The sequence below is a fragment of the Staphylococcus sp. GW821-FHT11H10 genome (assembly GCF_058807855.1).
In genome coordinates this window covers 123,817-146,270 of sequence record NZ_JBXARC010000004.1, presented here as the reverse complement: position 1 = coordinate 146,270, position 22,454 = coordinate 123,817, and the positions used below count along the sequence as shown (strand labels likewise).

The window sequence follows — 22,454 nt, the reverse complement described above, 5'->3', positions numbered from 1 at the left end:
TAATATAAGAAAAGTAGTAGCTCAACGAGCTGAAAATAATCAAAAAATTTATAAAAAAGACAATTTCTATATTATTTCAATAGAAATTGTCTTTTTTTCACTTATCCAAGAACTTTATGTCCCGGACTCTTCGAATACATCATTATTTAGAAATGTTATTAACTAAATCTTTTACTTCTTCTTGAGTAGCACAATTAATTGCACGATTTGCTAATTCAGACATTTCATTTTTACTTAAACCATTAATTTGTCTTCTAGCTTTTAAGATAGATGTCGCACTCATTGAGAATTCATCTAATCCTAAACCTAATAATAATGGGATAGCTGTTTCGTCTCCAGCCATTTCACCACACATACCAGTCCATTTACCTTCTTTATGAGAAGCTTCAATGACTTGTTTAACCAAGCGTAAAATAGCTGGGTTATAAGGTTGGTATAAGTATGAAACGCGTTCTGACATACGGTCAGCTGCCATAGTATATTGAATTAAATCATTAGTACCAATACTGAAGAAATCCACTTCTTTAGCAAAGATATCAGCTAAAGCAGCTGTAGATGGAATCTCAACCATGATACCTAACTCAATTTCATCAGAAACGTCATGACCATCATTTTTAAGATTTTCTTTTTCTTCTAACAGAATGGCTTTAGCATCACGGAATTCATTGATTGTAGCTACCATTGGGAACATAATGTTTAATTTACCGTAAGCTGACGCGCGTAATAATGCACGTAATTGTGTTCTGAAAATATCTTGTTGATCTAAGCATAGACGAATTGCTCTGTAACCTAAGAATGGGTTCATTTCTTTAGGTAGATTTAAATAAGGTAACTCTTTATCGCCACCAATATCTAAGGTACGAACTACAACTCGTTTGTCTTTCATTGTTTCTAGCACTTTTTTATAGGCTTCAAATTGCTCATCTTCAGTTGGCATTTGATCTCTACCCATATATAAGAATTCAGTTCTATATAAACCGATTCCTTCAGCACCATTTTCCATTACACCGTATAAATCATCAGGTGTACCGATATTAGCAGCTAATTCAGCATGTTCACCGTCGATTGTTACCGTTTCAGCATCACGTAATTTTTGTAATTCTTTTTTATCTTCAAAGAAACGTTCACGTTTGTTTTGATAAGCAATTAACTCATCTTCTGTAGGGTCAACAATAACGTCACCTGTGATTCCGTCAACGATAACCATATCGCCTTGTTTAACTTCTTTAGTAACTGATTTTGTACCAACAACTGCAGCAATTTCTAATGATCGACTCATAATTGCTGAATGGCTCGTACGACCTCCAATATTTGTTACGAAACCTTGAACAAATTCTTTATTTAATTGTGCAGTATCTGAAGGCGTTAAGTCGTTACCAACAATAATAACACTTTCATCAATCATACTTGGATTTGGTAATTCAACACCTAAAAGATGTGCTAGCACACGTTTAGATACGTCTCTAATATCTGCTGCACGCTCTCTCATGTATTCATTATCCATAGATTCGAAGATTGTAATAAATTGTGAAGTTACTTCATCAAGCGCTTCTGGGGCACTTACTTTTTCGTTCGCAATTTTGTCTTCGATTGGTTGAATCAACTCTGGATCATCAAGTACTAATAAATGCGCATCAAAGATTGCGGCTTTATCAGGACCTAATTGTTTTTCAGCATTATTTCTGATTTTTGTTAATTCAATTTTAGAAGCTTCTAACGCATTTCTGAATTTTTGGATTTCGGCATCAGTATCAGTGACTTTTTCATTAGTGAATGATAAATCAGGTTCTACTAATAAATAAGCTTTAGCAATTGCGACACCGTCTGATGCCGCAATACCATTAATTAATTTTGACATAATTATTCAGTTAAACCTTCTTTAGATAAGACATCACTGATAGCTTGAATTGCGTCTGCTTCATCGCTTCCATCAGCATAGATAGTGATTTCAGCATCTTTACCTACACCTAAACTCATAACACCCATGATTGATTTTAAGTTAACTTTTTTACCGTTATATTCTAATTGAATATCTGAATCAAATTTTGATGCAGTTTGAACTAACATAGTTGCAGGACGTGCATGAATACCAGTTTCATCGATAATTACATAAGATTTTTGTTCCATAATCTATTTCTCCTTCGCAAAGTTAGAATATTCAAATTTGTCATAATCTAACATAATTTTATACCATAACACTACCAAAATATAATACTAAATTCAATTCTAATAGGATTGAAAAACTATTATAATCGGTTTTTATAGAAATAAACAAGTGTTTCAAATTGTATAAATTAGATTCTAATCTTCAATATTTATTACTTACTTATGATATGCACAAAACACTAATTAAAATCTCTATAACAACTTCGGTTTAAATGATAATTTAAGACAAATTTGTATGATAATTATTTTAGCTTTATCACTAAGCTCACTTCAATTATACTACAACATTTTCAATTTAAATAATATCATGAAGCACTTTTTCACATTTTTCGATATGTTCACGTCCAAGTTTATTCATGAAATAATAGCTTATTGATGCTGAGACAGCTTGTCCCACAACTGGGAACCATTTAGTTTGTTTTGCTGCCGCACGTTTTGCCATATCTCTAATGATCACTTTAAGCACTGCACTAGACACTTTTTTACCGATAAATGAACTACCTTGTATAGCAGCTGCTGCAAGAATTCGTTCTTTCACATCATCGCCAAGTGTATTAACTTGTTTGTGATCTAAACCATAAATTTTATTAATATCTTCAATAATATCTCTCATTAATTTAATATCTACACCGAAATCTAATCCTGGAATTGGTACAACACTCATACCTGAAGATAAAAGTGACTTCTTCTTCACAATTGTTTCTGCTTTAGCTCTGCGCTCAGCTATTTCTTCTTTAGTTGTTGGCAAAATACTTTTTTCTTTAATTTCTTCAATGTTTAGAACTTTATTACCAACTTTGTTTGTAACTCCACTTGAAAATCTATTCATAATGCCCATTAATAGACACACCTTTCATAATTCATTCATTACACATTTATACCCACTTTTTATTATTTAATGCTTGATATTAATGAATACAGCTTTTAAATATTTTGAGGGTTTATAGTGCGGATGTGTTTTAAAGTCCTTAGGTAAGCCCATTACTTCCTCAATTTCGTATGTTACACCCGCTTCGTTAAGTGTCGTTTTAATAACATTTTTAAATACTTTTAATGAGAAAGTACTTGAATTTGTACATAATAATAACGAGCCATTTGGAGCAAGTATACTTAATGCACCATTAATTAAATCATCATAATTCTTTTGTACTGAGAATGTTTTCTTCTTATTTCTTGCAAAACTTGGTGGATCAATAACTATTGTGTCGAATACTTTACCATGTCGTGCAGCATAATTGTAAAAATCAAATGTATCCATGACATATATATATTGACTTTTAGGGTCAATACCATTTAAACCAAAGTTTTCTTCAGTTAAACTACGTGAACGGTTGGCTAAATCCACACTTGTCGTTGATTTAGCATTTTGAGCAGCCACTACTGAAAACGCACCTGTATAACTAAATAAATTTAGTATATCTTTCTCTTTTGCAAAATGATCACGTAATTTCTTACGTACTTCTTTTTGATCTAAGAATATACCTGTCATCAAACCATCATCTAGGTCTACATTGTAAAATGTAAAATTCTCCTCTATAACTATTGGAAAATCAGGTGCTTCACCGATTACATGTCCACCGGTGTATTCAGAGTCTTTAAAACGCATTTTTTCATAAATTGACTTAAATGGAAATACTTGTTGAATGGCTTCAATGACATTATAGCGAAACTTATATATCCCCTTTGAATACCATTGAATCAATAAGTGGCCATCGTAATTATCGATTGTTAAGCCTCCAACACCATCGCCTTCAGCGTTAAATAGTCTAAACGCATTGGTTCCTTCAATGTGATAGTAATAATCACGCTCTTGTAATGCAATTTGAAATTGTTTTTCGAAAAAAGAAGTATTAATGGCTTCGTTTTGATCATAACTCAATACCCAGCCTAAACCCTTATGTTGACGTCCTACATATGCAGTAGCAACGTACTGTTCTTGACCGTTCATAAGATAAAATAAATCGCCTTCTTTTAAATGATCATTTTTATAAATATCATCTTCATCCACAAGTGGATATTGATTTAAATACTTTGATTCCTTACCTCTATTTAAAGTTGCTATTTTCATTTTTTAAACGCTCCTAATTAGAATGCTTTTGTAGTTTAAAGTTTATAAAAAATTTCTAAATATTATTCGTTATTATTTTAACAAATATGAATTTGTCATTACACAAAATAACATAAACAAAAAAGGTGGATCGCGAAGTCTATTTTGTCACCATAGATTTCACGCTTCCACCTAAGTAAAATTTGAAATAATTAAGGTTTTTCTCTCAATTGTAACGTAAATGCGATAATAACCGCCATCAACATTAAGATTAGAGTTGGAGTAATAAAAATCGATAATAATAATCCATGAATCATAATGTTTACGAATTCAGTTAACAATTTAAAGAATAGAATACTAATCATAAATAATTGTAAATAATAATATTTACCTCTTAAGAAATGTGTAAATGTAGTTGCAATGTATGTAATGATTACAAACATTAACAATAACAATGTTACCCATTCAACAACATATTGCGTTTGAGATAGTTCCCATTCACCAGAAACAAACAATGCGTTTCTGTTATTAAATTCAATAAATGTAAATAAGAATAGAATGAAGCCACAGAATATTTCTACATATGCTGGTTTAATCCATTTAGGACGTCTCATCCAATTTGGTATATCATCTTCTTCAATATTAAATACATTTTTGAATTTATTTTTAAATTTATCACGTTTTGATCTGATTTTTTCTAAATCGACACTTCTTCTCGTCTTACGTGCATATTCTGATGTTTTATCTTGAAGTTGTTTAAAATGAACTTTAGACTGATTCGAAACATTTCCCTTACTTGTTCTTGATAATTCAGGTTCTTCTTCACCCAATTCTTCTTTAGTTAATGGTAAAGCTCTTCTTAAGAATAGGAAATTCCATATTGAAGCTTGCGCTAATAACCACATAACTAAGAAAAATGTATTTACACTTAAGATATCTATTGGTGCAATTTCATTGGCATCAATTTTACCGTATAGAGAAATTTGAGTAATTAAATAACTTATTCCGTATGAAAAGATAATCCATAGATAATGGCTTTTTCTATTAGCAACATTAAGTTCATCTTTATATACAATGTAGCCTGTGTGAATTATAAAAGGAATAATAAAGATAATTGCCCAAAAACTGTACACTTGAGTCATTAAAGTAATTGAAATGAGGAAGTATAAAATCCCAATAATTAAAAAGAAAATTGAGATGTCGTAATCATATTTCGTAGTTCTAAATAATGCATATCCAATAAGCATTACAAGAATACCAAACAGAATAATTATGACTGCACTAATAATAGGAAAGCTGCCTATGAACCTACTCATCACTCTAATTATTTCACTGAAGAATGCATTAAGAAAATCCCATAAATTATGAATTTTCAACTCAACTTTTTCTTTATCTTTTAATTGATTGATTAAAGGTAAGTTTATTAATATTATGAGACCCGTGAAGAGTGAAACGATACCGATAATATAACTAAAAATTATCTCGGTGTGTTTCTTAAGAAAAGACATACTGTTCACCTCAAAATTCATTATATAGTAAGATGTTCATCTTGTCTTTATTAAACAATAAAATACATCTCGAGACCTATATAAGTTTATCCTACTTTTATGTGGGTAAACTTAAATTGTAATCATTAATCTATCAAGGAGTGTTAATTATGACAAACGAAGATGCTAAAAAAGCAAAAGAAGTAGAAGAAAAATTAAAAGAACAAAAAGAAGAAAAAACTGATGACATCGAACAAACTAAAAAAGATGTTCAAGACACTTTAGATTAATTATTAAGAAATCTCAATTCGCAGGAGTTGAGAACAATATACTATTTAACCGCTACACTGCTAAAAAGTAGTAGTTAACTAAAAACTGAGAGAACGCTCTTTCCGAGCTTTTCTCAGTTTTTATTTTTAATACAAGGTTTAAATATTTTAGAGATTTCACTAGTTAAGTGTATTAGGGAATAGCGTATTCAGAGTAAAACCAAATCAAATCCCCTTTTTTATTTGTAACTTAGCAAAATCATCTTGACATTAAATCTTAAAAGTCATACATTTAAAATAAATTAAATATAAAATGCACTAGGGGTGTGTATACTGAGATGAGGTTTAACCTCGAACCCTTTGAACCTGAACTAGTTAAAACTAGCGTAGGAAAGTGTTGCTAATATAAATAATTGTGGTAAATACATATAGCATTTTATTTAAATTCACGCACAACTTTCTACGGATGGTTGTGCGTTTTTTAGGAGGAAATAACATGTCAAAAGGTTTAAAGCTTTCAGAAATATTAGTAACTGTTCTGATTGCAGTAGTATTTGCTATTATTTATAACTTATGGTGGTTTGCATATAATGTGGCCCAAGTTGCCGGTGTTCACATTGAGCAATTAACTTATGGCGTTTGGTTTATGGCAGCTATCGTTGCGTATTTAATAATTCCTAAACCTGGTATTGCACTAATTGCAGAATTTGCCGCAGGTGCTGGTGAAACAATTGTTATGGGTAAATTTGATATCCCTACAATTGTATATGCTATCCTTCAAGGTTTAGCTTGTGAAATTATTTTTGCTATTTTCAAATATAAATCTAGATCATTAATGGTTGCTATATTAGCAGGATTAGCAACTGCATTAATTTCATTTCCAGTTGATTATTATTACGGTTATTTAGCTGAAGTCGCAGGATGGAATCTTCTTTTATTCATTATCTTCCGTTCTATTAGCGGTATTGTCATTGCAGGCTTATTATCTTATCTGATTGTTAAAGCATTAGATCAAACAGGTGTAACGAAATTATTCCGCCCTGCATCTCAAAAAGACTACGACAACCTATAAGGGGAAATTAAAGTGTTAAAAGCGAAAAATTTACGTCTAAAATATCCTAACGGCGAACGTAAAATCTTCGATAATTTAAATATTGAAATTAAAGATAAAGAAAAAGTGCTTTTACTAGGTCCTTCTGGATCTGGTAAGAGCACATTGCTTAATGTTTTAAGTGGTATCGTTCCAAATCTAATTGAATTACCGATGAAATATGATGAGCTTGAAATTGACCCACACTCCGGCGTCATTTTTCAAGATCCAGATACGCAGTTTTGTATGCCTAAAGTGTATGAAGAACTTGCTTTCGTTCTAGAAAATAAGCAAGTACCACGCAATGAAATGGACGCACTTATAGAGAATGCTTTAGCATCGGTTGATTTAAATGTTACGGACAATACTTTTGTCAATCATTTAAGTGGTGGCATGAAACAAAAGCTCGCTATTGTTGAAACTATTTTACAAGAAGCTAATACGCTTTTCTTAGATGAGCCTACTGCCATGTTAGATGTAGATGCTACAGCTGATTTGTGGCAACGACTTATTCAGTTATGGTCCGATCAAACTGTGCTTATTGTCGAACACAAAGTTGAACATATTTGGGAGCATGTCGATAGAGTCATCTTATTGAATTATGAAGGGCAAATCATAGCAGATGGCACACCGGATTACATATTAAACAACTGTGAGCATTTACTCACTGAATTTGGCGTTTGGCATCCTCATGCTTGGGATCATGCGCCAAAGCCGATTACATTTCCATCTAATGAAGCTGAAACATTATTTACTTTTAAGAATGGTCAAGTTATTCGTGGTAAAAAACAATTATTCCAGACATCCGAATTAAATGTTCATTCTGGAGAATGGATTACGATAACTGGGAAAAATGGTACAGGTAAAACAACGCTGTTAGAATCAATGATGCAACTTATAAAATATGAAGGCACGATGGCTTATAAGAATACAATATTGAAGAAAATTAAAGATGCAGCCAAGCATATGTATCTCGTTTATCAAAACCCTGAATTACAATTTATAACAAATTCAGTTTATGAAGAAATATATATACATTATAATCATCAAGAACCTTCAATCGCTGAAAATGAAACGATGAAACTTTTAAAATTATTGCATTTAGAAGCTATTAAAAACCAACATCCATTTGAATTATCTATGGGTCAGAAACGACGTCTTAGCGTAGCTACTGCACTAAGTTCAAAAGCCGACATCATCTTGCTAGATGAACCAACATTCGGACTGGATAGTCACAATACATTCCAATTGATTGAACTTTTCCAAGAAAGCGTCTCTAGTGGTCAAACCATCATTATGGTTACACACGACCCGGAAATCATTCATCGCTATCCAACACGTCGTTTAATCGTCGAAGATAACCAACTCATTGAAGAGGAAGGTGAATCACATGTTTGAACGTTGGAAGAAACACTATTCCTTTGTAGATGACGTTAATATCATTACGAAACTTTTACTTGGTGTAGCGCTATTCATTTTCATTATATTTGTCCATGATTTTGATTATATGATTTACATTACCATTATTATGTTTTTATTTTTAATGGCATTTAATGGTACGCAGTTTAAAATTACCGGAGCCTTTATTTTAGCCACTGTGCTATTTGCGCTATTATCGTCATTATTTATGATTCTTTACGGCGATGGTACACATATGTTATTTAAATGGGGCATTATTCAAATTAGTACTGAAAGTATTGTACGTGGCTTGCATTTATCATTACGTACAATTACAGTGTCGATGTTTGGTATTTTATTGGCCCTCACATCCGAAATTGTCATGATTTTTTATAGCCTAATGCAACATTTAAAAGTAAAACCTAAAATTGCATATGCGTTTATGGCTGCGATCAGAATGGTCCCTCTCATTTTCACATCACTCATTCAATTGAGACGTTCGCTTAAAATGCGTTATCAAATGATTGATGCTTCAAATTATAGAGGGCTTAAACGTCTAAAACATTTATTAATACCTATCTTAAGTCAAAATATCCGTCGTGCGCATCAATTGTCTGTTGCGATGGAATCTAAAGGCTTCAAAGATGGCCCAAGAACATATTATTATAAAGCACCGTTTTCTTATAAAGATATTTTATTTGTAATTTGTGTTGTGGCCATATTAATCATCGCATTTTATCTTTCACAATACTTCCCTATCACTGGGATTACTGATGCTCGTGTATCAGGTTATACCTCATAAAAAAATAGGGCGTATCACTGTCCATCAGGATACGCCCTATTTTTTACATTTACTTATTCAATGCCTTATTTCCAATATCATGACGATAAAATAGGTTATCACTCTTAATTTTTTCTACATTGTTATAAGCTACTTTCTGTGCATCTTCAATTGTTGCACCTTTTCCAAGAGCTAATATCACTCTGCCTCCTGAAGTAACAAATGCATCATCTTCTTTACGCAATCCACTCACAAAATAAGTATCATTTAATTCAAAGCCTGCTACTTTAGCTCCTTTAGCGTAACTTCCTGGATATCCTTTAGAAGCTAACATAACTCCTACAACAAAATCATCTTGCCATTGAAATAGAATAGGTTCTTTACGATCTAAAGCAACAATTTGAGCCATTAAATCACTTTCCAAACGACTTAATAAGACTTGAGCTTCAGGATCACCAAAGCGCGCGTTAAATTCAATTACTTTAGGGCCTTCTGACGTTAAAATCGCACCAATATAAAGTAATCCAAAGTAATCATAACCTTCAGCTTTCATCGCTTTTGCAATAGGCTGTGCAATATCTTTATTCGTACGTGTTAAAACATCTTCAGTTATATGTGGCACCGGACAATATGCACCCATTCCTCCAGTGTTTGGTCCTTCATCATTATCAAAAGCACGTTTATGGTCTTGCGCAATACAATCAAATGGAACTGCATAATCCCCGTTAATAAAAGTCATTAATGAAAATTCTTCACCCTCTAAAAATTGCTCAAAGACCACTTCACCATGTTCTTCAGGATAAAGTGTTTCTACTGCTTTAATTGCGTCTTCACGTGTTTCAGCAATGATTACACCTTTACCAGCAGCTAAACCATCTTTTTTAACTACAATTGGTAAATCACAATGATTTACATACGCCAGCGCATCTGTTTTGTTATTAGTTTCTTTATATTCTGCTGTTGGAATATTATATTTTTGCATAATTTTTTTAGCGAATAGCTTAGATCCTTCAATTTGAGCTGCATCCTTATTAGGACCAAACACTTTAACTCCAGTTTGACGTAATTTATCTGGCAATCCATCAATTAATGGTTGTTCAGGACCAACAACCACCCATTCAATCTTATTTTCTTGAACAAAGTTTAAGATGGCTTCATGATCACTTTCCGCAATGTCAGTATGCACTTCTGCAACATTAACCATAGCGTCATTACCTGGAATTGCGTGTAATTGATCAATTAATGGTGATTGACGCAATTTATTAGCTAAAGCGTGTTCTCGGCCACCCGCTCCGATAACTAAAACATTCATCATTATTACCCCTTCCATTATTTAAATGATAAATTAATGCTTGAAGTGACGCATACCAGTTGTCACCATAGCAATGCCATATTTATTCGCCATATCAATTGAATCTTGGTCTTTAATTGAACCACCAGGTTGAATAATAGCTTTAATACCATGCTGTGCAGCCAATTCAACGGTATCATCCATTGGGAAGAAACCATCTGAAACTAGGGCAACATTGTCATTGATTTCTATTGCACGCTCTAACGCAATTTTTGCAGAGCCAACACGATTCATTTGACCAGCACCAATCCCTACCGTTTGTTTCGTATTACTCAAGATGACAGCATTACTTTTTACAGAAGGGATTACTTTCCAACCTAATAGCATCGCATCCCACTGATCGTCGGTAGGTGCCTTGTCAGTTACAACTTTCATATCTTCTTTAGCAACTTCAAAGTTATCTTTGTCTTGGACTAAATAGCCACCAGATACAGAAACAAATTCTTCTTCACGATTATCAATCGTCATATCAATTTCTAATAGACGTATGTTTTTCTTTTTAGTTAAAATGTCTAAAGCTTCATCAGTAAATCTTGGAGCAATCACTACTTCTAAAAATATAGCATGTAATGTTTCAGCTAAATCAGAAGTTACGGTTCTATTTAATGCAATAATGCCACCAAAGATCGATTGGTTATCTGCATCATAAGCATGTTTAAATGCAGTTTCAATATTATCTCCAATACCAACACCACAAGGGTTCATATGTTTAACTGCAACGGCAGCAGACTCTTTAAATTTCTTAACAAGTGAAAGTGCAGAATCAGCATCTTTAATATTGTTAAAACTTAAAGCTTTACCATGTAATTGTTTAGCACCTGCAATTGTGTGTTTGCTATTCGAAGTACGAACAAAACGCGCTGATTGTTGAGGATTTTCACCATATCTTAATTGTTCGCTATCTCCTTTAAAGAAGCTTACAATAGCATGATCATATTCGTTCGTATGTGCAAAAACTTTGATCATTAATTCTTTACGGAAATCCTCATCGAGTCGGTCTTCCTTTATGCGTTCAATGACTTCATTATAATCAGCTGGATGTACAATTGTAGTCACATGTTTAAAGTTTTTAGCTGCAGCACGTAACATAGTAGGTCCGCCAATATCGATGTTTTCAATTGCTTCTGCTTCAGTTACATCTGGTTTTGCGACTGTTTTTTGGAAAGGATATAAGTTAACTACTACCATATCGATTAAATCAATATGTTGTTCTGATAACTGTTCTAAATGTTCAGGTTTATCACGATCTGCTAAAATGCCACCATGTACTGCCGGGTGTAATGTTTTAACACGGCCATCCATAATTTCAGGAAATTGTGTTAATTCTGAGACAGATTTCACCGGTACAGAAGCATCTTCTAAAGCACCTTTAGTTCCTCCAGTTGAATATAATTCATAATCTAATTTGATTAAAGATTTAGCAAACTCCACTATTCCACTTTTGTTTGAGACACTTAAAATTGCTTTTTTCATGATTAGATTAACTCCTTATTTAATAACTTTAGCTATAACACTTGGATAAAGTTCATACTCCAAACGCTTTACACGTTCTTCCAAATTCTCTTTAGTATCGTCCTGTTTTATATCACATTGTCGTTGTTCAATAATTTCTCCCGTATCCATACCACTATCAACATAATGTACAGTTGAACCAGTTACCTTATCGCCACTATTAAACGCTTGTCCAATAGCATCTTTCCCCTTATATTTCGGTAATAGTGATGGATGGATGTTTAAAATTTTACCTTCGTAAGCGTCTAATAAATCAGGTCCAATTAATCGCATATAGCCAGCAAGTATTATCCACTCAACTTCTTCACGTTGTAACAGTTCTATTAAATGTTGTTCGTAATCTGCTTTTGATTCGAAATCTTTAGGTTCATTAATATTGACAGCTACTTTTAATTGTTCAGCACGTTTGACGCAGTAAGCATCGTGATGATCAGTATATAAAGATGTAATTTCTATATTATTGAGTTCCCCTTTATCTGCGTATAATACAATATTTTCGAAATTACTACCTGAACCAGATGCAAATATTGCTACTTTAGCCACTACTCTACCCCCTCAAGATGAATAGGCGTGTCTTTGTCTTCAATAATTTCACCTATTTCGAAAGCAGATATACCCTCTTGTTTTAAAATATCGAGTGTTTGCGCAACATCTTTTTTATCGATTATGACAGTGAAACCAATCCCCATATTAAAGACATTGTACATTTCTTTAGTATCTATATTGGCTTGTTGTTGTAGCCAATTAAATACGTTTGGTGTTGGAAATGCTTGTGTATCAATGTTAGCTGCTAAACCTTCTGGTAACCCACGTGGAATATTCTCATAAAAACCACCACCAGTGATATGATTCATTCCTTTAATTTGAACAGCTTTTTTTAGAGCAAGAATAGGTTTTACATATAGCTGCGTTGGTGCTAGAAACGTTTCTAAGTACGTACGACCATCAAAATCGTCATTTAAATCTATACCAGATTCTTTAATTAATTTACGTACTAAGCTATAACCATTTGAATGTATTCCGTTAGAGGCTAAACCAATGATGGCTTGACCTTCTTGAATTGCTGATCCATCAATATAGTCGTCTTTCTCGACTGCTCCAACAGCAAATCCGGCAAGGTCATATTCACCTTCATGATACATTTCACCCATTTCAGCTGTTTCTCCACCAATAAGTGCAGTGTTAGTCTCTTCGCATCCATCACTCACACCTTTAACAATCTGTTCGATTACTTCTGGAACAACTTTATTCGTTGCAATATAATCTAAGAAATATAATGGCTCAGCACCAGTAGTCAAAATATCGTTTACACACATCGCTACTGCATCAATTCCGATTGTGTCGTGTTTATCATTATCAATAGCCAATTTCAATTTAGTACCAACACCATCTGTACCAGAAACTAGTACGGGTGCCTTCATATTTAATTGAGACAAATCAAAGGTAGCACCAAATCCACCTAAACCACCTAGTACCTCTTTACGCATTGTTCGTTTAACATGACTAGACATTCTCTCAACCGCTTCATAACCTGCATGAATATCAACACCTGATTGTTCATAAGCTTTAGACATGAATATTACCCTCTCTATCAAAGTAGTGTTTATGATTATTAATATAATCCTGTTGACGTTGACTTAAGTTCTTATAATATTTATCTTCATAATCAAATAGTCCTGCTGGATAATCACCTGTAAAGCTCTCTACACATAAACCACTATACGGTGCGTCATAATCTAATCCAATCGATTCAATTAGACCGTCTACGCTTAAATATGATAATGAGTCTGCACCAATATAATCACAAATTTCTTTAGGTGACTTACTTGCAGAAATGAGTTCAGCAGTCGTTGAAACATCTATACCGTAAAAGCTTGGGAACATAAATTCTGGAGAAGCGATTCTTACATGAACCTCTTTAGCTCCGGAGTCCTTTAACATTCTGACAATACGTTTACTCGTTGTTCCACGCACAATTGAATCATCAACTAATACAATTCGTTTACCTTCTACGATATCCTTGACTGCCGACAATTTAACGCGGACACCTTGTTCTCTTAACTCTTGAGTCGGTTGGATAAATGTGCGAGCTACATATTGGTTCTTCACCAACCCCATTTCATAAGGTAGGTGACTTTCTTCAGCATACCCACTTGCAGCTGATAATGATGAGTTGGGTACACCAATAACCATATCTGCATTTGCAGGGCTTTCTTGTGCTAATTTTTTTCCAGATGCTTTACGAACAGCATGAACATTTTTGCCAGCAATAGTAGAATCAGGACGAGCGAAATAAATATATTCCATAGCTGAAATAGCCGTATTTGTATGACTCGTATATGATTTCACTTCAATACCTTCATTATTAATAACAACATATTCTCCAGCATGGATATCTTGCACGTATTCAGCACCTAATACATCAATGGCACATGTTTCACTAGCTAAGATGTACGTGTCATCTTGCATTTTACCTACTACCAGTGGACGGATAGCGTTAGGATCTACTGCTCCATATAATGCATCTTTAGTAAGTATTGCAAATGTGAATCCGCCTTTAATTTGTCGCAAGCTCTCTTTTAACGCTTTTTCAAAAGTTGGTGCTTTACTTCTGCGTATTAAATGCATAATCACTTCAGTGTCAGATGAAGAATGGAAGATTGCACCATGTTTTTCCAAATATTGACGTAACGTCTGGGCATTAATTAAATTACCATTGTGGCAAATCGCAACGCTCATATCGTAAAAGTGATATAAAAATGGTTGTATATTTTCAATCCCTTTATTACCTGATGTGGCATAGCGAACATGGCCAATGGCGTTGTGTCCATCTTTAAGTTGATCCATTTGATCACCTTTAATTGCTTCTGTTAACAATCCAAGACCTCGTTCACCTTTTAAAATTTCTCCATCTGATACAACAATACCTGCACCTTCTTGACCACGATGTTGTAAACTGTGAAGTCCCATATAGGTTAATTGAGCGGCTTCTGAATGATTCCAAATGCCGAACACACCACATTCTTCGTTTAATCCACTGTAGTTAAACACTGTGCAATTGCTCCTTCCCAACTTTCTTTAATCTCTGAGACTTTTTCAACAATCGAACTTTGAGCATTAGTAACTTTAAATTCATCAACATCTGTCAATTGACCAATTTCTATAGCTTCATCAATATTTAACGTCTGTCCTTCTTTAACAACAATAATATATCGACCTTGCGTTTCACTAAACAATTGTGCATCTGAAAGGTCAATTGAAGCTTCTAATCCTAAACCATAATGGGCACTGATACGCGCTAAAGTAATTAATAAGCCACCTTTACCAACTGTTTGTACGTGAGAAGCCACGCCACTTCTAATCGTATTCTTGACTGCTTCTCCTTTATTAACTTCATCGCTTAAATCAATTGCTTCAAATTCATGATTGACTTTACCGTATAATAATTTTTCAACTTGGCTACCACCAAAATCATCTCTTGTTTCACCAACTAAATATAATTTATGACCAGCTTCAGGATGGAAATCCTTCAGATAATCAATATCCTCTATCAAACCTACCATTCCTACGACAGGCGTTGGGAAAATAGATGTGCCACGTGTTTCGTTATAAAGTGATACGTTACCTGAAACTACCGGTGTTTTTAATACTTCACACGCTTCTGACATACCTTTCGTTGAATCAATTAACTGCTGATAGATTTCTTTCTTTTCAGGAGAGCCATAATTTAAGCAATCCGTCATAGCAAGTGGAGTTGCACCTACTGCTATTAAATTGCGATAGGCTTCAGCTACGACCATTTTTCCACCTTCATAAGGCTGATTAAACACATAACGTGCTTCGCCATCAATTGTAGAGGCTACAGCTTTATTCGTACCTTCAACACGAACAACTGAAGATTGTAAACCTGGTTTAATGATAGTATTAGCACCAACTTGTTGATCATATTGCTCATATAAATAATGTTTTGAGGCAATCGTTGGATGTATTAGAAGTTTCTTAAATGTTTCTTCGACATTTATAGAGCTATAGTCATTTTTAGATGTGTTGTACTCTTTCTCTTCACCTTCTAAAACATAGACCGGCGCTTCATCTGCAAGTGATTGAACCGGTATATCCGCGAATACTTCATCTTCATATTTAAGTACGAAGCGGTCAGTATTTGTTACTTCACCAATTACCGCACTATCAAGTTCATGTTTTTCAAATAAATCTAAGAATTTTTGTTCAGTACCTTTTTCAACAACTAATAACATTCTTTCTTGTGTTTCAGAAAGCATCATTTCATAAGGTGAAATACCTGGTTCACGTGTAGGCACTTGATCTAAATGTAATTCCAGACCACTGCCACCTTTAGCTGCCATTTCTGATGATGAAGACGTTAAACCAGCGGCACCCATATCTTGAATACCAACTAATTCGTCGAAAGTAATCGCTTCTAATGTGGCTTCCATTAATTTTTTACCTACAAAAGGGTCACCAATTTGAACAGATGGTCGTTTACTTTCACTTTCTTCAGTTAACTCTTCAGATGCAAAAGTTGCACCATGAATACCATCACGACCTGTTTTTAACCCTACATAAATGACTGAGTTACCTTCACCTTTAGCAGTCCCTTTTTGAATCATGTCATGATCAATAACACCTACACACATGGCATTAACCAACGGATTTCCATCGTAACGATCATCAAATTCAATTTCTCCAGCTGTTGTTGGGATACCGATACAATTTCCATAACCGCCAATACCACGTACTACACCTTTAAGTAAACGTTGGTTCTGTTTAACTGACAATTCACCGAAACGTAGACTGTTTAACAGATTGATTGGTCTAGCTCCAATTGATACGATATCTCTAATAATGCCACCTACACCAGTTGCAGCACCTTGATAAGGTTCGATAGCTGACGGATGGTTATGTGATTCAACTTTAAATACTACTGCTTGATTATCACCAATATCCACAACACCTGCGCCTTCACCTGGTCCCATTAAGACATGCTCACCAGTAGTTGGAAATTGTTTTAAGAATGGTTTAGAGTGCTTATAAGAACAGTGCTCACTCCACATAACCGAGAAGATGCCTACCTCTGTAAAATTAGGTTCTCTTCCTAATATTTCACAAACTTTGTTATATTCTGCGTCACTTAAGCCCATATCTTGATATAATTTTTCAAGCTTAATTTCTTCAATACTAGGTTCGATAAACTTAGACATTTTGTTCCCTCCAACTATTAACCATTGCTTCAAATAATTTCACGCCACTGTCAGTTCCAAGAATTTTTTCAAGCGCACGTTCAGGGTGTGGCATCATTCCGCAAACATTACCTGCTTTATTTACAATACCTGCAATATTTTCATGAGAGCCGTTTGGATTATCTTCATATGTTAAGATAATTTGATTATTTTCAACTAATTCGTTATATATGTCATCTGTACAATAATAATGACCTTCGCCATGCGCTACTGGATAAACTACAATTTCATTTTCACCATACAAATTTGTAAAAGGAGTTTGATTATTGGCAATTTTTAGATTTTCATTTCTGCTAATAAATAAATGAGAATCATTATGGAGTAATGCACCAGGTAATAAACCAATCTCAGTGAGAATTTGGAATCCGTTACATACACCTAGAACGGGTTTGCCATCATTTGCCAAGCGTTTTACTTCGTTAATTATTGGTGCTACACTAGCCATTGCACCTGAACGTAAATAGTCTCCAAATGAAAAACCACCAGGAATTAATACGCCATCGTAACCATCCAATGACGTCTCACGATAATCAACATAATCTGCTTGCACACCTGACTTAATCGCTGCGTTGTACATATCTCTATCACAATTAGATCCTGGGAATACGAGAACTGCAAATTTCATCTTATGCATTCTCCTTTTCGTCAACAATTTTATAATTATATTCTTCAATTACAGTATTTGCGAATAACTTTTCACTTAATGTCGTCACAATGTTATCAACCGCTTCATCAGTTGCTTCGTCAACCGTCATGTATAATACTTTACCTACACGAATATCATTAACTTGTTTATAACCTAAGTCGTGAACAGCTCGATTTAGTGTTTGTCCTTGAGTATCTAACACCTGTGGTTGTAATGTAATGTGAAGTTCAATCGTTTTCATTATTTTAGTTCCTCCAATTTATTTAAAAATGTTGTATAAGTGTCAATAAGTGAACCTGTATCATTGCGATAGACGTCTTTATCAAAGTTAGTATCAGAATATTTATCCCAAATACGACATGTATCTGGAGAAATTTCATCAGCTAATAAAATTTTACCGTCAGAAGTTTTACCAAATTCAACTTTAAAATCAACTAATCTTAAATCCATCTCATCCATCAATTGAACTAATACTTTATTAATATCTTTAGCCATAGTTTTTAATGTTTCAATTTCACTCTCGCTCGCTATTTTTAAAAGTTTAACGTGATCATCTGTAATTAATGGGTCATTTAAGTCGTCATTTTTATAGAAAAATTCAACTAACGGTGCTTCGAATTCATAACCTTTGTTAAAGCCTAAGCGTTTCGTTATAGAACCTGTTGCTATGTTACGTACTACAACTTCTAGTGGAATGATTTTAACTTCTTCAACTAATTGTTCCGTTTCCGAAAGTTGCTTAATAAAATGACTCGCAATTCCATGATGAGCTAAATATTCAAATATTATAGAGGTAATTTGATTATTTAATCGTCCTTTACCTTCCATTTTGTCTTTTTTTGCACCATTACCAGCCGTAACTTCATCTTTATACTCAACTCTCAATTGACCTTCATTGTCTGTTGAGAAAATTCTTTTCGCTTTTCCTTCATATAATAGCGCCATTAACTATTCTCTCCCTTCAAACTGTTTAAGCATAGCTTTCTCAGTTTCATCTACATTATTCGTTAAAATTGTCATATGCCCCATTTTACGATTAGGTTTACGTTCAGGTTTCCCATAAATATGAACATGCCATTCTGGATGATTAGCAAACTTATCTTCTAATAAATCTAAATCGCGCCCCAACAAATTCATCATTACTGCAGGTTTTAAAATCTCAATTTCTTTTGGAAGATTTTGTCCAGTAACTGCTAATATATGTGTATCAAATTGTGAATAATCACAAGCTTCAATTGAATAATGTCCGGAATTGTGTGGACGTGGTGCAATTTCATTTACATATAAATTATTTGATTTATCGATGAAGAATTCGACTGTAAATGTACCTACAAAATGTACCTCATTAATAATTTTATTTACTTCATCTCTAGCTTCTTGTTCCTTATCACTTCTCGCAGGCACAATGGTTTTAAATAATATTTGATTTCGATGTTCATTTTCTTGAAGAGGGAAATACGTAATTTGTTTTTGGTTACCAATCGTAACAGTTAAAGAAACTTCGAGTGCAATATCAAGAAATTGTTCTGCTACACACTCTTGTTGTGAAATGAGATCTTTAGCTTCTTGAATTGATTCTTCATTTTTAACTAAGACTTGTCCTTTACCGTCGTATCCACCAAAACGCGTTTTAACTATAAATGGATATCCTAATTGATTAATCACAACATTTAGGTCTTTTTCCTCTTTAATAGGTAAAAAAGGAACAATTTTAGATCCCGCCTGTTGTAATGTTTGTTTTTCAGTTAAACGATCTTGTAATAATTGAATAGCTTGATAACCTTGAGGAATATTGAATTTTTGAGTTAGACGAATAAGTTGTTCAGCTGAAATATTTTCAAACTCATAAGTGATAACATCAGATTTCTCACCGAGTTCATGCAAAGCTTCTTCATCGTCATAAGCAGCAGTTATAAATTCGTGAGCTACTGATTTACACGGACTATCAGGGTTAGGATCTAAACAAATGACTTTAAAGCCCATTTTTTGAGCAGATTGACCCATCATTTTACCTAATTGACCGCCACCGATAATACCGATTGTGTCACCGAACTTTAATTTATTGAAGTTCATTTTGCATTTCACCAACTTTATCTACTAGACTTTGCTCATATTCATCTAAATGTTTACGAACCGATTCATTACTAATACTTAAAATTCTCGCAGCTAGTATCCCAGCATTTTTTGCACCTGCATTACCTATTGCAGTTGTAGCCACTGGAATACCTCCTGGCATTTGAACAATCGATAATAAAGAATCCAATCCTTTTAAACTCTTGGACTCAATCGGTACACCTATAACAGGTATTGTTGTCATTGATGCAACCATTCCTGGTAGATGCGCAGCACCACCTGCACCAGCAATAATGACATCGTATCCATTTGTTCTAGCTTGACTTGCAAATTCATACATTAATTTAGGCGTACGATGTGCCGAAACGACTTTCTTTTCGTACGGTATTTCGAATTCATCTAACATCGCACAACTTTCTTGCATAACCTTCCAATCTGAAGAACTACCCATAATAACCGCTACTTTCACGTTGTACACCCTTTCAAAAGTTTGAAATTTAGTTACGATTAGTTGTATATTACAGATATAGCATAACAATCATGAGATGCTTTTTCAATCAAAAATCGAACTTTAACTTAATTTTTACTTTTAATTTACGTCTTTTGACTATCAATTGACGTGACCAAAGATTTAAAGTTAAGGTATAAGTATGATTTAAACAAACAAGGAGGAATTTTTTGTGGTTGCAAAAATTTTAGATGGGAAACAAATTTCTAAGGACTACAGACAAGGTTTACAAGATCAAGTTGAAGCTTTAAAAGAAAAAGGATACACACCAAAATTATCCGTAATCTTAGTAGGTAATGATGGTGCTAGTCAAAGCTATGTAAACTCTAAAAAGAAAGCTGCTGAAAAAATCGGTATGATTTCTGAAATTGTTCATTTAGATGAGGATACTTCTGAAGAAGATGTATTAAAAGAATTAGACCGTTTAAACAATGATGATTCAGTAAGTGGAATATTAGTTCAAGTACCTCTTCCTAAACAAGTAAGTGAACAAAAAATCTTAGAAGCGATTAATCCTGAAAAAGACGTTGATGGCTTCCACCCTTCAAATATCGGTAAGTTATATATTGATGAGCAAACTTTTGTTCCATGTACACCACTAGGCATTATGGAAATTCTTAAACATGCTGATATTGATTTAGAAGGTAAAAATGCAGTTGTTATTGGCCGTAGCCATATTGTTGGTCAACCTGTATCAAAATTATTACTACAAGCAAATGCTACAGTAACTATTCTACATTCACGTACTAAAGACATGCATAGCCATTTGAAAGATGCTGATGTTATTGTCAGCGCAGTTGGTCAACCAGGTTTAGTAACTAAAGATGATGTAAAAGAAGGCGCTGTTATTGTTGACGTTGGTAATACTCCAGATGAGAATGGTAAATTAAAAGGTGACGTTGAATTTGAAGAAGTTAAAGAAGTTGCAGGTGCAATTACGCCAGTTCCAGGTGGTGTTGGCCCATTAACAATTACTATGGTGCTTAATAATACATTATTAGCTGAAAAAATGCGTCGTGGCATTGAATAATGTAATTATTCTTACTTAAACTATATGTATGTTGAGTAATTCGTTTAAACTTCAATTAAACAAAGCGAAATCAAAACCACCCGTGTGAACGGGTGGTTTGTTCTACGGCTATAAGCCTTCCTTACTGGCCAGCCCTAAAAGGGCACTGACAGGTCAGCCAACTGCACTACTTTCCCAGCACCCCTAAAGGGGTACTATTTTTTTCGTCTTTTTTTAATTTCTTCTCCTGTAAAAGGATCAAGATATTCTTCCATTGAAATTTGATCTGCAACGATATCTTCTTGTAATTGATTACGAATATAATTTTCAATTACCTTTTTATTTCTACTTACTGTATCGACATAAAATCCTTTACATCAAAACTTTCTATTACCATATCTATATTTTAAATTAGCATGTCTATCAAAAATCATTAAACTACTTTTACCTTTTAAATATCCAACAAATGAGGATACTCCTAATTTAGGCGAAATACTAACTAACATGTGAATATGATCTTTACATGCTTCTGCTTCTATTATTTCTACGCCTTTTCTTTCACATAGTTGACGCAAAATAACTCCAATATCCCTTTTTATCTTTCCGTATATCACTTGTCTTCTATATTTTGGTGCAAAGACTATGTGATACTTACAATTCCATTTTGTATGTGCTAAACTGTTTGTGTCGGATGACATTAAATAGCATCTCCTCGTGTTGAATATTTGGTTGGCTGACCAATATATATTTTAGCACGTAGAGATGCATTTTTTTAGATAACGGTGAAACCTTTTCTGAACCATACGCATAGCGTATGGTTTTCTTTATACAATAAAAGCACAGGGATGATGTTTATTAA

21 protein-coding genes, 2 pseudogenes and 1 riboswitch are annotated in these 22,454 nt (G+C 33.7%); of the genes and pseudogenes, 6 read left to right on the top strand and 17 right to left on the bottom strand.

What is annotated here, in order from left to right:
- A pseudogene (locus tag AC1RRU_RS04205) lies at positions 1 to 185 on the top strand (hypothetical protein); the annotation flags it as partial.
- Here AC1RRU_RS04205 and ptsP read toward each other — a convergent pair.
- The 5 genes from ptsP to auxA form a co-directional block, all read right to left on the bottom strand.
- Positions 143 to 1,858, bottom strand: a complete 1,716-nt coding sequence (gene ptsP / locus AC1RRU_RS04200) for a phosphoenolpyruvate--protein phosphotransferase (protein WP_011276147.1) — start codon at positions 1,856 to 1,858, stop codon at positions 143 to 145. The pseudogene AC1RRU_RS04205 and the gene ptsP overlap by 43 nt on opposite strands.
- Positions 1,859 to 1,860: 2 nt before the next feature.
- Positions 1,861 to 2,127, bottom strand: a complete 267-nt coding sequence (locus tag AC1RRU_RS04195; RefSeq protein ID WP_011276148.1) for a phosphocarrier protein HPr — start codon at positions 2,125 to 2,127, stop codon at positions 1,861 to 1,863.
- A gap of 334 nt (positions 2,128 to 2,461) precedes the next feature.
- Positions 2,462 to 3,004 carry a DUF697 domain-containing protein gene (locus AC1RRU_RS04190; RefSeq protein WP_011276149.1) on the bottom strand — a complete coding sequence of 181 codons (543 nt, stop codon included), beginning with the start codon at positions 3,002 to 3,004 and terminating at the stop codon, positions 2,462 to 2,464.
- A 57-nt stretch (positions 3,005 to 3,061) separates the two neighbouring features.
- Positions 3,062 to 4,234: a class I SAM-dependent rRNA methyltransferase gene (locus tag AC1RRU_RS04185; protein WP_053023346.1), complete on the bottom strand. Its 1,173-nt coding sequence runs from the start codon at positions 4,232 to 4,234 to the stop codon at positions 3,062 to 3,064.
- 191 nt (positions 4,235 to 4,425) lie between these two features.
- Positions 4,426 to 5,721, bottom strand: coding sequence for a lipoteichoic acid stability factor AuxA (auxA, locus tag AC1RRU_RS04180; RefSeq protein ID WP_011276151.1), 1,296 nt, complete (start codon positions 5,719 to 5,721; stop codon positions 4,426 to 4,428).
- Between the two features lie 149 nt (positions 5,722 to 5,870).
- Here auxA and graF point away from each other — a divergent pair, with 149 nt between their 5' ends.
- The 4 genes from graF to AC1RRU_RS04160 all read left to right on the top strand — a co-directional run bounded on the left by graF (position 5,871) and on the right by AC1RRU_RS04160 (position 9,259).
- A complete protein-coding gene (gene graF, locus AC1RRU_RS04175; RefSeq protein WP_011276152.1) occupies positions 5,871 to 5,990 on the top strand; it encodes a glycopeptide resistance-associated protein GraF in 120 nt (39 codons plus the stop codon).
- 289 nt (positions 5,991 to 6,279) lie between these two features.
- Positions 6,280 to 6,379: riboswitch (TPP riboswitch) on the top strand.
- An 86-nt stretch (positions 6,380 to 6,465) separates the two neighbouring features.
- Positions 6,466 to 7,041: an ECF transporter S component gene (locus AC1RRU_RS04170; RefSeq protein WP_011276153.1), complete on the top strand. Its 576-nt coding sequence runs from the start codon at positions 6,466 to 6,468 to the stop codon at positions 7,039 to 7,041.
- A gap of 12 nt (positions 7,042 to 7,053) precedes the next feature.
- A complete protein-coding gene (locus AC1RRU_RS04165; RefSeq protein WP_046309458.1) occupies positions 7,054 to 8,457 on the top strand; it encodes an ABC transporter ATP-binding protein in 1,404 nt (467 codons plus the stop codon).
- Positions 8,450 to 9,259 carry an energy-coupling factor transporter transmembrane component T family protein gene (locus tag AC1RRU_RS04160; RefSeq protein WP_053023345.1) on the top strand — a complete coding sequence of 270 codons (810 nt, stop codon included), beginning with the start codon at positions 8,450 to 8,452 and terminating at the stop codon, positions 9,257 to 9,259. The genes AC1RRU_RS04165 and AC1RRU_RS04160 overlap by 8 nt, the downstream gene beginning before the upstream one ends.
- 49 nt (positions 9,260 to 9,308) lie before the next feature.
- On the opposite strand, the gene purD is transcribed toward AC1RRU_RS04160, so the two are convergent.
- The 11 genes from purD to purE are packed head-to-tail and all read right to left on the bottom strand — an operon-like array spanning position 9,309 to position 20,547.
- Positions 9,309 to 10,550 (bottom strand): phosphoribosylamine--glycine ligase, encoded by a 1,242-nt coding sequence (gene purD, locus AC1RRU_RS04155; protein ID WP_053019952.1) that lies wholly within the window; start codon positions 10,548 to 10,550, stop codon positions 9,309 to 9,311.
- A gap of 33 nt (positions 10,551 to 10,583) precedes the next feature.
- Positions 10,584 to 12,062, bottom strand: coding sequence for a bifunctional phosphoribosylaminoimidazolecarboxamide formyltransferase/IMP cyclohydrolase (gene purH, locus AC1RRU_RS04150; protein WP_011276157.1), 1,479 nt, complete (start codon positions 12,060 to 12,062; stop codon positions 10,584 to 10,586).
- 15 nt (positions 12,063 to 12,077) lie between these two features.
- A complete protein-coding gene (gene purN, locus AC1RRU_RS04145) occupies positions 12,078 to 12,644 on the bottom strand; it encodes a phosphoribosylglycinamide formyltransferase (protein WP_053017786.1) in 567 nt (188 codons plus the stop codon).
- On the bottom strand, positions 12,644 to 13,675 hold the full coding sequence (gene purM / locus AC1RRU_RS04140) for a phosphoribosylformylglycinamidine cyclo-ligase (protein ID WP_011276159.1): 1,032 nt from the start codon (positions 13,673 to 13,675) through the stop codon (positions 12,644 to 12,646). The genes purN and purM overlap by 1 nt, the downstream gene beginning before the upstream one ends.
- Positions 13,668 to 15,152 (bottom strand): amidophosphoribosyltransferase, encoded by a 1,485-nt coding sequence (purF, locus tag AC1RRU_RS04135; RefSeq protein WP_493196450.1) that lies wholly within the window; start codon positions 15,150 to 15,152, stop codon positions 13,668 to 13,670. Before purF ends, purM begins: the two co-directional genes overlap by 8 nt.
- Positions 15,131 to 17,320 carry a phosphoribosylformylglycinamidine synthase subunit PurL gene (gene purL, locus AC1RRU_RS04130; RefSeq protein ID WP_011276161.1) on the bottom strand — a complete coding sequence of 730 codons (2,190 nt, stop codon included), beginning with the start codon at positions 17,318 to 17,320 and terminating at the stop codon, positions 15,131 to 15,133. Before purL ends, purF begins: the two co-directional genes overlap by 22 nt.
- Positions 17,313 to 17,984 (bottom strand): phosphoribosylformylglycinamidine synthase I, encoded by a 672-nt coding sequence (purQ, locus tag AC1RRU_RS04125; RefSeq protein ID WP_053017783.1) that lies wholly within the window; start codon positions 17,982 to 17,984, stop codon positions 17,313 to 17,315. Before purQ ends, purL begins: the two co-directional genes overlap by 8 nt.
- A 1-nt stretch (position 17,985) precedes the next feature.
- A complete protein-coding gene (purS, locus tag AC1RRU_RS04120; RefSeq protein WP_053023344.1) occupies positions 17,986 to 18,246 on the bottom strand; it encodes a phosphoribosylformylglycinamidine synthase subunit PurS in 261 nt (86 codons plus the stop codon).
- Positions 18,246 to 18,950 carry a phosphoribosylaminoimidazolesuccinocarboxamide synthase gene (purC, locus tag AC1RRU_RS04115; RefSeq protein ID WP_011276164.1) on the bottom strand — a complete coding sequence of 235 codons (705 nt, stop codon included), beginning with the start codon at positions 18,948 to 18,950 and terminating at the stop codon, positions 18,246 to 18,248. Before purC ends, purS begins: the two co-directional genes overlap by 1 nt.
- 3 nt (positions 18,951 to 18,953) lie before the next feature.
- A complete protein-coding gene (purK, locus tag AC1RRU_RS04110) occupies positions 18,954 to 20,078 on the bottom strand; it encodes a 5-(carboxyamino)imidazole ribonucleotide synthase (RefSeq protein ID WP_053023343.1) in 1,125 nt (374 codons plus the stop codon).
- The gene (gene purE, locus AC1RRU_RS04105) at positions 20,065 to 20,547 is read right to left on the bottom strand and encodes a 5-(carboxyamino)imidazole ribonucleotide mutase (protein WP_011276166.1); all 483 of its coding nucleotides are present in this window, start codon (positions 20,545 to 20,547) and stop codon (positions 20,065 to 20,067) included. Before purE ends, purK begins: the two co-directional genes overlap by 14 nt.
- A 211-nt stretch (positions 20,548 to 20,758) precedes the next feature.
- Between purE and folD the strand changes: the two genes are divergently transcribed.
- Positions 20,759 to 21,616 (top strand): bifunctional methylenetetrahydrofolate dehydrogenase/methenyltetrahydrofolate cyclohydrolase FolD, encoded by an 858-nt coding sequence (folD, locus tag AC1RRU_RS04100; protein ID WP_016931330.1) that lies wholly within the window; start codon positions 20,759 to 20,761, stop codon positions 21,614 to 21,616.
- Positions 21,617 to 21,810: 194 nt separating this feature from the next.
- Here folD and tnpA read toward each other — a convergent pair.
- A pseudogene (gene tnpA / locus AC1RRU_RS04095) lies at positions 21,811 to 22,293 on the bottom strand (IS200/IS605-like element ISSep3 family transposase).
- Positions 22,294 to 22,454: the final 161 nt, after the last annotated feature.